General features: G+C 68.9%; 11 protein-coding genes and 1 pseudogene. 10 read left to right on the top strand and 2 right to left on the bottom strand.

All coding sequences use genetic code 11. The features are described 5' to 3' along the window. Positions 1-500, top strand: a 500-nt coding sequence (locus DSP71_RS11915; protein WP_258546401.1) for a GyrI-like domain-containing protein, incomplete at its 5' end; no start/stop codon positions are given. A gap of 90 nt (positions 501-590) precedes the next feature. Continuing rightward, on the top strand, positions 591-1391 hold the full coding sequence (locus tag DSP71_RS11920; protein ID WP_113681192.1) for a DUF1206 domain-containing protein: 801 nt from the start codon (positions 591-593) through the stop codon (positions 1389-1391). Positions 1392-1401: 10 nt separating this feature from the next. On the opposite strand, the gene DSP71_RS11925 is transcribed toward DSP71_RS11920, so the two are convergent. Together DSP71_RS11925 and DSP71_RS11930 are read right to left on the bottom strand one after the other, a co-directional pair. Next, positions 1402-2049, bottom strand: a complete 648-nt coding sequence (locus tag DSP71_RS11925) for a LysE family translocator (protein ID WP_061016105.1) — start codon at positions 2047-2049, stop codon at positions 1402-1404. Between the two features lie 76 nt (positions 2050-2125). Then, positions 2126-2533: a nuclear transport factor 2 family protein gene (locus DSP71_RS11930; RefSeq protein WP_046746717.1), complete on the bottom strand. Its 408-nt coding sequence runs from the start codon at positions 2531-2533 to the stop codon at positions 2126-2128. A gap of 89 nt (positions 2534-2622) precedes the next feature. Between DSP71_RS11930 and DSP71_RS11935 the strand changes: the two genes are divergently transcribed. From DSP71_RS11935 to DSP71_RS11970, 8 genes and pseudogenes are all read left to right on the top strand, one after another. Further along, a complete protein-coding gene (locus tag DSP71_RS11935; protein WP_061016101.1) occupies positions 2623-3003 on the top strand; it encodes a helix-turn-helix domain-containing protein in 381 nt (126 codons plus the stop codon). A 43-nt stretch (positions 3004-3046) separates the two neighbouring features. Beyond that, positions 3047-4354 carry an aminotransferase class V-fold PLP-dependent enzyme gene (locus tag DSP71_RS11940; RefSeq protein WP_113681193.1) on the top strand — a complete coding sequence of 436 codons (1308 nt, stop codon included), beginning with the start codon at positions 3047-3049 and terminating at the stop codon, positions 4352-4354. Then, positions 4351-4785 carry a Fe-S cluster assembly sulfur transfer protein SufU gene (gene sufU / locus DSP71_RS11945; protein WP_046746714.1) on the top strand — a complete coding sequence of 145 codons (435 nt, stop codon included), beginning with the start codon at positions 4351-4353 and terminating at the stop codon, positions 4783-4785. The genes DSP71_RS11940 and sufU overlap by 4 nt, the downstream gene beginning before the upstream one ends. A 16-nt stretch (positions 4786-4801) precedes the next feature. Next, positions 4802-5743 carry a GNAT family N-acetyltransferase gene (locus tag DSP71_RS11950; protein ID WP_179516240.1) on the top strand — a complete coding sequence of 314 codons (942 nt, stop codon included), beginning with the start codon at positions 4802-4804 and terminating at the stop codon, positions 5741-5743. A gap of 56 nt (positions 5744-5799) precedes the next feature. Next, positions 5800-6441: an NADPH-dependent F420 reductase gene (locus DSP71_RS11955; RefSeq protein WP_113681195.1), complete on the top strand. Its 642-nt coding sequence runs from the start codon at positions 5800-5802 to the stop codon at positions 6439-6441. 114 nt (positions 6442-6555) lie between these two features. After that, positions 6556-7221 (top strand): GntR family transcriptional regulator, encoded by a 666-nt coding sequence (locus tag DSP71_RS11960; RefSeq protein ID WP_046746712.1) that lies wholly within the window; start codon positions 6556-6558, stop codon positions 7219-7221. Between the two features lie 111 nt (positions 7222-7332). Continuing rightward, a complete protein-coding gene (locus tag DSP71_RS11965; RefSeq protein ID WP_113681196.1) occupies positions 7333-7578 on the top strand; it encodes a hypothetical protein in 246 nt (81 codons plus the stop codon). Then, a pseudogene (locus DSP71_RS11970) lies at positions 7578-8012 on the top strand (hypothetical protein); the annotation flags it as partial. The gene DSP71_RS11965 and the pseudogene DSP71_RS11970, both read left to right, overlap by 1 nt.

The raw sequence follows: 8012 nt of genomic DNA on the forward strand, positions 1-8012 counted from the left end.
GGGACGCCGTGTCGGCGCTGTTCCCCCTGGCATACGCGCTGAAGTTCGCGAGTCGGAACGACCTCGGCATCGACACCGTCGTGATGCCGCTCGAGGGACTCTGGCATGCGCCCGACATGGAGTCGTTCACCTCCCGACGTGACAAGTCGGCCTGGATGTGGACGATGATGATCATGGTCGGCGATCACATCACCCCCGCGATGTTCGCGGCAGCCGTCGAGTCGGTGTCGCAGAAGGCTGTGAAGAAGAGGGAGCCGATCCCTGCGCTCGACTCCGTGCGGCTGCAGACCCTCGACGAGGGCAGCTGCGTACAGACACTCCACGTCGGACCGTTCGACGACGAAGGACCGGTGCTCGAAGAGCTGCATCACCACTTCATCCCCGACAACGGGCTCCAGATGCGGGGGCTCCATCACGAGATCTACCTGAGCGACCTGCGCCGTGCCGATCCGGCGAAGCTGCGCACCATCCTCCGGCAGCCGATCATGCCGCACGCCTGAGCGACAGGGCGGGAGCGACAGGGCGGGAGCGACAGGCGAGGCGAAATCAAGCCCCTCGGCGGGGTTCCGCACGACGGATACGCTTCAACGATGAGCACGGTCAAGAACGCGGCGCGCGTCGCCAAGAGGTCGTCGACGTTCCGACGGGTCGCCCGTGCCGGCTTCGTCGTCCTCGGTCTCATCCACGTCATCATCGGCTCGGTGGCGATCTCCATCGCGGCCGGCGCCTCCGGTGACGCCGACCAGGACGGGGCCATGGAGCAGATCCGCCAGAGCCCGATCGGAGGGCTGCTGCTCGTGCTCGTGGCCGCCGGGCTGATCGCGCTCGCCGTGTGGCAGATCGCCAGTGCCTTCCTCGCCGCCGATCCGGCCGAGACGAAGAAGTGGGGTCAGCGCGTCAAGCTGTTCGGCATCGCCGCCGCCTACCTCATCGTCGGGGGCATGGCCCTGATCTACGCCGTGGGTGGCAATGCCGACTCCGAGACGGCGTCGAAGACCCTGAGCGCGGTGCTGCTCTCGGCGCCCGGCGGCGTCGCCCTGTTGGTCGTCGTAGGGCTCTCGGTCGTCGGGGTCGGGGTCGGGTTCATCGTCGGCGGCTTCACCCGCGGCTTCGAGAAGCTGCTCGACCTGCCATCGGGAGTCGCCCGCAGGGGCATCGTGACCCTGGGAGTGATCGGCTACTTCGGCAAGGGCACCGCCGTCGCCGTGACCGGGGTGCTCTTCGTCGTCGCCGCCGTCACGCAGGACCCGGAGAAGGGCGCGGGGCTCGATGCCGCCCTGCACAGTCTGCTCGACCTGCCCCTCGGCGGACTCGTCCTGGGTGCTGTCGGCGCGGGGTTCGCCGTCTACGGCGTCTTCTGCATCGCCCGGGCCCGCTACGCCAGGATGTGAGTTCGAGCGTTCACGCGGTGGCGGGTTTCTCGCTCCACACCAGCAGGAAAGCGCCGAGAGCGATCATCAGCCCGCCACCGGTTGCCCCCATCGCCTCAATACGTCGGGGCGAGCGGCCGAACCAGTCACGGGCGGCGCTCGCCAGGAGCACCCATACGGCGTCGCAGCTCACGCCGATCACCACGACGACCACCCCGAGCAGGAACAGCTGCGCCGGCACCGATCCGGCATGCAGATCGACGAACTGCGGGAGGATCGCGAGGAAGAACGCGATGGACTTCGGGTTCGTGACGCCGACGACGAAGCCCTCGGTGAGAAGCCGCCAGCCCGAGCGCTTCGCCGGCGCCGTGGCCATGGCTCTCGCCGCGTCCTTCCGGTGGCGGATCGCCTGGATGCCCAGGAAGATCAGGTAGCCGGCGCCGAGCACCTTGACGATCGTGAACAGCACGACCGACTGCGCGATCACGGTGCCGACGCCGAGAGCCACCGCGACGACGAGCACGATCGATCCGACCGCCGTGCCCAGGATGCTGAGGAATCCGCCCATCCGGCCGAGCGCCATGGCTCGGCCGATCGTGAAGAGCACGGTCGGCCCGGGGATGACGACCATGATGAACGCCGCGACGACGAAGGTGAACAGCGTGTCCTGGGCGATCATGGGACGAGCTTAGAGGCGCGGACGCCGGGCGGTCGAGGTCCGCGACCACCCGGCGTCGCTCGAATCGGGGGACGGATCAGGCCGTACCCCAGAAGCGATCCTCCGCTTCCTGGTCCTCGCTCATCAGCCAGACCTCGACGATGCGGCCGTCGGCGACACGGAACACGTCGACACCGTGCTGATCGAGAACGTGCTGATCGAGGTCATCGTGCCCCACGCGCTGCGCGCGGAATCGCACGGTGGCGGATACCAGGGCACCGCTCTCGGTCGCCGACTCCGTCTCGAGGGCGAACGTGCCCCCGCTCAGCTGCATGAACCGTCCCAGGTGCGCGATGATCGCGTCGGGGCCGACGTGATCTCCTGACAGCTGGTTCGCTCCGGGCTGGTGCCAGACGGCATCCGGATGGAAGGTCGCCGCCAGCGCCTCCATGTCTCCGGCGGCCATGGCCGCACCGTACTGTCCTACGACGTCGATCGCCGACATGATGCTCCTTCTCGATGGGTCGGTACTGTGGAGCATCCAGCGTCTCGGCAGGGGCGCGGTTACTTCAACGTCACCGGAAGGGGCAGCGGATGTCGAACACGTGGACGGTGTTCTCGGCCAGCTGCCCGTCGCGCGCATCACTCGCGCGCATCGCGAACAAATGGACCGCGATGATCGTCGTCCTCCTGCACGAGCAGCCTCTGCGCTTCGGCGAATTGCACACCAGGATGGACGGAATCACGAAGAAGGTGCTCGTCGACACGCTCCGCGCCCTGGAACGCGACGGCATGCTGGAGCGCGGCGTCGGAGACGACGGCCACTCCCGCTATCTGCTCACTCCGCTCGGGCGCACGCTGTATGCGCCGCTCCAGGCGCTGCAGGTCTGGGCGGAGTCGCATGTCGAGGACGTACGTGACGCGCAGGACCGCTACGACGCGGCCGCCGACGCGAAGACTCTCGGCGGCCCTTGACCCGTCGCGCCCACCCCCGGTCCGCAGGTGGGAACATGGAGGGATGAGCACTTCTCCCGGTCTCGACGTGATCGCCTCCCTGAACGACGCCGAGGTGCGGCGCATTCGCGGCGACTTCCCGATCCTGGGTGCACAGGTGCACGGGCGTCCGCTGGTGTATCTGGACTCCGGGGCGACGTCACAGCGACCGGTGGCTGTGCTCGACGCCGAGCGCGACTTCGCCACCTCGATGAACTCGGCCGTGCATCGCGGTGCGCACACGCTCGCTGCCGAGGCGACCGAGCTGTTCGAGGACGCCCGCACGGCCGTCGCCCGATTCGTCGGCGCGGACGACGACGAGATCGTCTGGACCTCCAACGCCACCGAGGCGATCAACCTCGTCGCGTACTCCCTCTCGAACGCGTCGCTCGGGCGTGGCGGTGCGGCTGCGGAGCGCCTGCGGCTCCGAGAGGGCGACGAGATCGTCACCACCGAGATGGAGCACCACGCGAACCTCATCCCGTGGCAGGAGCTCGCGGCCCGCACCGGCGCCACGCTCAAGGTGATCCCCCTCGACGACGACGGTGCCCTGCGGCTCGACGCCGCGGCCGAGCTGATCACGGCACGCACCAAGCTCGTCGCCTTCACGCACGTCTCCAACGTTCTGGGAGTCATCAATCCCGTGGAGCAGCTGGTCGCGCTCGCCCGTGAGGTCGGGGCGCTGACGCTGCTCGACGCCTGCCAGTCGGCACCGCATCTGCCCCTCGATGTGCGCGCCCTCGACGTCGACTTCGCCGTGCTGTCCGGACACAAGATGCTCGGACCCACCGGGATCGGTGCCCTCTACGGCCGCCGCGAGGTGCTGGCTGCGATGCCGCCCTTCCTGACGGGCGGCTCGATGATCACGACGGTCACCACGACCGAAGCCGAGTACCTTCCGCCGCCGCAGCGTTTCGAGGCGGGCACCCAGCGGGTGTCGCAGGCGATCGCGCTCGCCGCAGCGGTCGGCTACCTGACCGAGGTCGGGATGCCGCGTATCGCCGCGCATGAGGCGGCCTTCGGTCGACGACTCGTCGACGGTCTGAGCGCGATCGACGGGGTGCGCGTGCTCGGCGCCGGTATCGACCTGCCCCGCGTGGGACTGGCGAGCTTCGACGTCCAGGGCATCCACTCCCACGACGTGGGGCAGTTCCTCGACGATCTCGGCATCGCGGTGCGCGTCGGCCATCACTGCGCACAGCCGCTGCACCGCCGGCTCGGCGTGACCTCATCCACCAGGGCGAGCACCTATCTCTACACGACCGATGCCGAGGTGGATGCCGTGATCGAGGGCGTCGCCGGAGCCATCGACTTCTTCCGGAGGGGCGCATGAGCGACCTGCAGAACCTGTATCAGGAGCTGATCCTCGACCACTCGCGCACCCCGCACGGGTATGGGCTGCGGGAGGAGATCCCGGCGCAGTCGCACCAGCTGAACCCGACCTGCGGCGACGAGATCACCCTCCAGGTGCACCGCGGAGCCGACGGCGGCATCGAGGCTATCGCCTGGGAGGGACACGGCTGCGCGATCTCGCAGGCATCCGCCTCGCTGCTGGCAGAGCTCGCCGAGGGGCTCAGCGTCGAAGACCTCGAGGTGCGCATCGCCGCATTCCGCGAGGCGATGCGCTCCCGCGGCAAGATCGAACCCGATGAGGAGCTGCTCGGAGATGCCGCAGCTCTCGGTGGGGTGTCGAAGTACGTCGCACGCGTCAAGTGCGCCATGCTCGCCTGGGTCGCAGCGGAAGACGCGCTCACCCGCAGCTGAGGTGCAGGATGGACGCATGTCCGTGCAGCTGATGCCTCTGCCCGCCGAACGCTTCGACGAATGGCGGTCCGCCGCGCGGAAGCGTCTCATCGACGGCAACAGGGCGTCGGACCGGCGCCCCGGCGTCGACGCGGTCGCCCACGTCGATCAGCTCTTCGGCGAGGTGTTCCCGGACTCCGCCGCGACCGCGACCGCGCGGGTCATGCGCGTGGTCATGGACGCGGAAGGGGAGGTCGGGACGCTCCTGCTGAATCTGCGGGACGACAAGCTCTTCCTCCTCGACCTCGTCGTCGACGAGCCGTTCACCGACGCGCACAGCGACGATCTGCTCGCAGAGATCCTGCGGGTCGCGCGAGAAGAGGGCGCCACGCAGGTCGGCATGCAGCTGTTCCCGCAGGACTCGACCGGTCGGGCGTTCGCGCGCGGGAGAGGCTTCGAGGTGGCCTCCATTCAGATGGTGCTCGAGCCGCTCCCGGCGCGCGACGTCGCTTCCCACGTCGACGTGTCGCCGATGATCCCGGAGCGCTTCCCGACGTTCGCCGCCGCATCGGAGGAGGGGTTCGCGAACGACCTCGTCGAGTCCGGTCGCTACACCCCGGAGGAGGCGCTCGCCGAGTCGCATCGTCAGATGATCGCCGAGCTTCCCGACGGACTCGACACCGCGGGGCAGGAGCTCTTCACCGCCTCCGTCGACGGGACGGAGGTCGGCATCCTGTGGGTCGGCGTGCGTCAGCGCGAAGGTCGTCCTCATGTGTTCGTCCTGGACATCGAGGTGGCCGCCGAGCACCGGCGCAGAGGGTACGGGCGCGAACTGATGCATGCCGTCGAGCGGGAGGCGCGCCGGCTCGGTGCGGACTCGATCGGTCTGCACGTCTTCGGCTTCAACACGGGAGCGATCGACCTGTACGAGCAGCTGGGCTACCGCCGCACCGAGGAGAGCCTGCTCCGTGACGTCTGAGCCGTCGTAGGAGGACTCGACGGGAATAGCCTCGAGCGCCCGGCGTTGGTCCCGACATGACAACTCTCGGAATCATCGGTGCAGGACACATCGGCAGCCAGGTCGCACGCGTGGCGATCGCGAACGGGTACGACGTGGTGATCGCGAACTCGCGGGGACCGGAGACTCTCGCCGACCTCGTCGCCGAGCTCGGCCCGAACGCTCGCGCCGCCACTGCGGAGGATGCCGCCGCCGCTGCGGACGTCGCGGTCGTCACGGTGCCACTCCGCGCGATCGACGACCTGCCTGCAGAGCAACTCGCCGGCAAGATCGTGCTCGACACGAACAACTACTACTTCGAGCGGGACGGGCACATCGAAGCCCTCGACAAGGGGGAGACGACGACGTCGGAGCTGGTGCAGCGCGCGCTCCCGAACGCCAAGATCGCGAAGGCCTTCAACCACATCTTCGCCTCGGAGATCACGTCGGACGGCACTCCTGCCGGCACGCCGAACCGGCGGGCGTTGGCGACTGCCGGTGATGATGCGGAGGCTGTCGCCTTCGTGACCCGCTTCTACGACGAGGCAGGGTTCGACACCGTCAACGTGGGACCGCTCAGCGAGTCGTGGCGGGTCGAGCGTGACCGTCCGGCGTATGTGGTCCGACAGAACGCGGAAGAGCTGACGGAGAACCTCGCACGCGCGAACCGTCTGCCCTGAGCATCGATGCGGGCGGGGGGACGCATCCTCTCGCCCGGTCGTCGGGGTCCATCGGCGCGGAGCCTTGGGATACCAAAAGTTGAGGAACACCGGCAGGGGTGCGACAATGCCCAGATGGCGGGGGCTATAGCAGCAGGCGGGGAACTCGAGTCGGTGCGGGTCACCCGCATCCTTCGTGACGACATCATCCTCGGACACCGGAAGCCGGGTGCGCGACTCGTCGAGCGGGACATCGCCGCGGAGTTGAACGTGTCCCGCCTTCCGGTCCGCGAAGCCATCCGCACGCTCGTCGCCGAGGGGATCGTGGTCGCGCGTCCTCGTACCTGGGCTGTCGTGAGGGAGTTCACGCACCGCGACATCCAGGACTTCGCAGAGGTGCGCGAGGCTATCGAGACGCTGATCTTCGTCTTCGCGGCGGAGCGGCACGACGAGGCGGGTATCGCCCGCATCCGTGCCGCGTACGAGCGCGAGCTCGCGGCCGCACGTGCCGAGGATTCCGAGGCGGCGAGGATCGCGGCGGCGGAGTTCCATGAGGTCGCCGTCGAACTCGCCGCGAACGAGATGCTCGGAGAGCTGATCGCCGTCTTCCTCACCCGTCTGCGCTGGCTGTTCGGTCAGCACGACGACCTGCTCGCCATGGCGGACGAGCACAGGATCATCCTCGAGGCGATGACGGCGCGGGATACGGAAGCGCTGCGTCGGATCGTGCCGGCGCACCTCGCCAGCGGCCAGTCCGCGGCGGAGCGGCGGCTTGCGGCGCGCAGCGACCTGACGGTCTGAGCCTCGCGGGTCCGCGCCCCCCCCGAGGTGAGGTCCTGCGGAGGCGCCTCCGGTTGTATATTGGGGCGATCGGAGTCGGTCCGGAACTGGTGCGCTGTCCTGGGGAGCGAGATGCGAGGTCTTGCTGTCGCGGTCGGATGCCTCTTACTTGTCGGTGGGATCACAGTCGTCGCCATCGCCGATCAGGAGCGTCTGGAATCGATCGCCGCGGTCAAAGCGGAGATCGTGCGGATCGAGCATGCGCTGAAGATGACGCGCGACGACAACCGGGAGCTCGCCGCGCAGCTGACCGCGCTGCGTTCTCAGCTCGCCGAGCAGGACGCGCAGATCGCGGACACGACGGGCTTCCTCCCGTGATGCGTCGCGCCGTGGCCGTCGCGCTCGCGGCCTCCGTGCTCCTCGTCTCGGGGATGATCGGCAGATCCCAGGGCCTCGAGCAGGAGAGGGCGTCCGCCGTCGCTGAGCTGACCGCGCTCACCGAGCAGTACCACGATGCCGGACAGCGCACGGACTACCTCGACGGTGCGGTGGACCGCGCGGAGCAGGACACCGCGGAGCGTGCCGCCGTCCTCGCCCAGCGTCCCGCCTTCCTCGCGGAGGTGCAGGCGCTCACCGTCGCCCTCAAGGGTGCGGAGGGGCGGGTGGACACCGCCGCGCACCGTGCTGCCGCGCTTTCGGCACAGCAGACGGTCGCCGCCGAGAAGGAGAACCCCGACACGGTCGCTGCGGCCACGGCGACCGTGCACGCGCTCACCGAGAAGGTCGGCACGGAGGTCGCCTCGTGGCAGGCG

It is taken from the genome of Microbacterium sp. H6, from assembly GCF_003314775.1.
GTDB classification, from domain to species: Bacteria; Actinomycetota; Actinomycetes; order Actinomycetales; family Microbacteriaceae; genus Microbacterium; species Microbacterium oxydans.

What these genes read in the sequence shown, in the direction of transcription:
- DSP71_RS11920 (WP_113681192.1), top strand. Translation starts at nt 591, where the DNA reads ATGAGCACGGTCAAGAACGCGGCGCGCGTCGCCAAGAGGTCGTCGACG.
- DSP71_RS11925 (WP_061016105.1), bottom strand. Translation starts at nt 2,049, where the DNA reads ATGATCGCCCAGGACACGCTGTTCACCTTCGTCGTCGCGGCGTTCATC.
- DSP71_RS11930 (WP_046746717.1), bottom strand. Translation starts at nt 2,533, where the DNA reads ATGTCGGCGATCGACGTCGTAGGACAGTACGGTGCGGCCATGGCCGCC.
- DSP71_RS11935 (WP_061016101.1), top strand. Translation starts at nt 2,623, where the DNA reads ATGTCGAACACGTGGACGGTGTTCTCGGCCAGCTGCCCGTCGCGCGCA.
- DSP71_RS11940 (WP_113681193.1), top strand. Translation starts at nt 3,047, where the DNA reads ATGAGCACTTCTCCCGGTCTCGACGTGATCGCCTCCCTGAACGACGCC.
- sufU (WP_046746714.1), top strand. Translation starts at nt 4,351, where the DNA reads ATGAGCGACCTGCAGAACCTGTATCAGGAGCTGATCCTCGACCACTCG.
- DSP71_RS11950 (WP_179516240.1), top strand. Translation starts at nt 4,802, where the DNA reads ATGTCCGTGCAGCTGATGCCTCTGCCCGCCGAACGCTTCGACGAATGG.
- DSP71_RS11955 (WP_113681195.1), top strand. Translation starts at nt 5,800, where the DNA reads ATGACAACTCTCGGAATCATCGGTGCAGGACACATCGGCAGCCAGGTC.
- DSP71_RS11960 (WP_046746712.1), top strand. Translation starts at nt 6,556, where the DNA reads ATGGCGGGGGCTATAGCAGCAGGCGGGGAACTCGAGTCGGTGCGGGTC.
- DSP71_RS11965 (WP_113681196.1), top strand. Translation starts at nt 7,333, where the DNA reads ATGCGAGGTCTTGCTGTCGCGGTCGGATGCCTCTTACTTGTCGGTGGG.